The organism is Vibrio sp. Vb0598 (assembly GCF_033338935.1).
In the GTDB taxonomy this organism is placed as follows: Bacteria; Pseudomonadota; Gammaproteobacteria; order Enterobacterales; family Vibrionaceae; genus Vibrio; species Vibrio alginolyticus.
In genome coordinates this window covers 1-1,336 of record NZ_JAWOTP010000131.1, presented here as the reverse complement: position 1 = coordinate 1,336, position 1,336 = coordinate 1, and the positions used below count along the sequence as shown (strand labels likewise).

Annotated in this window: 2 protein-coding genes; both read right to left on the bottom strand. The window is 46.5% G+C overall.

Annotation, left to right across the window (positions count from 1 at the left end; genetic code table 11):
- Nucleotides 1–610: carbonic anhydrase (locus R7Q38_RS23505; protein ID WP_318114484.1), on the bottom strand; the 610-nt coding region annotated here is incomplete at its 3' end.
- Nucleotides 611–751: 141 nt separating this feature from the next.
- Nucleotides 752–1,336 (bottom strand): spore coat U domain-containing protein (locus tag R7Q38_RS23500; protein ID WP_318114483.1); only part of this gene is annotated, 585 nt, incomplete at its 5' end.

Below are 1,336 nucleotides of genomic sequence, written 5' to 3'. Positions count from 1 at the left end.
CTTTGATCACAAGCCAACGCACGCCTTCTGAACATGGTGGCGTGGTCAATGAGCCGTTAAATCGGTAGTAGTCTTTGTCGCTAGGAATCAAAGCGTTTGCATCGAAAGGAGCGCGAATCGCTACGTTTTGATCTCTTTCCGGCACATTTTCTAGCAGATTAGCCAACGCCGGATTGGCTTTGCCTTGTTCAAAAAATACCGCCACTACTGCGAGATTGCCTTGCTCATCGGCATGAACGTAATGCGCTTCCAATGGGTAAGATTTGCCGTCGACATAGTTTTCAGATGGTGTATGGAAATGAAACTGCTTTAAAGCAAACGCTTTGCCATCAATGGTCAGAACATTCTCTCCCTCAATGCTGGGTTGCAATGTGTGACCATTGTTTGTTAGTGCAACCACTTTGCCTTGGTAATCCAATTGCAGTTTTGCTAATTCAGCTTGCGTCGCCGAATGAATATCAATCGGGCTTTGGTTTTTACCTTGCGCACATTCAGAAGCAAACTCGCCCCAATGCTCTGGTCCGTGACTTCCTTCGTATCCCCAGTTTGCTGCGTTGGCCGAACCAACGAATACCAAAGACAATCCAATCGCTGTAAGTGACTTTTTCATGATTTTCCTTATCCCTTCAAGTGAAGTGTTGTAAAAGCAAAGCCATACTAATCTCACAGGATTCGGTCGTTACAGAGTGGAAACTATGATTGCAAACAAACTTTGGAATCAACTCCTCTAGTCATGCAATTGATATGATGCTCAAAATTGAACGTCAACGATTATTGAGTCGGTATAAGTGCCCGCTGGAGGGGTAGTTTGGCTTGCCATTATCTGCGCGCGATAATTGTAGTTCTGTGGAGTGATACCATCTGGAATGGCGTCGCCAGTATCGACATCGCTCTGTTCGCGGCGCTCAGCACCAGCCGAGCCCCAGCGCTCCGTCGATGAAGACTTATAGATTTCATATTCCAAATAGTTACCATCAGATGCCATCCTTCGTTGGCCTCCTGAAGCATTTACGCCATCGTTTAAACCAATGGTGAAGGAACTGTTCTTGGTACAAGTTAACGATATAACCTGACTAACGGGATCGAAGCCCGCCACCAATGGGGATGAACCAAAATCAATATCCGGCGCGGTTATCATACAGTCGGGAGTCACTTCCAACTCGACCGTAATAGTACTTTGAGCACTCCCCTCATTCCGAATAATACATACTCCTGGTAGACCTACGCCCTTGCAGTAATTCCAATCCCAAGACGCCATAATTTGGTCTGTATAAGTTCCGGCCGAAAGGTTACTTCCAGCTCCCGTCCGAGCATAAAGAGGGAACTCAACTTGGTC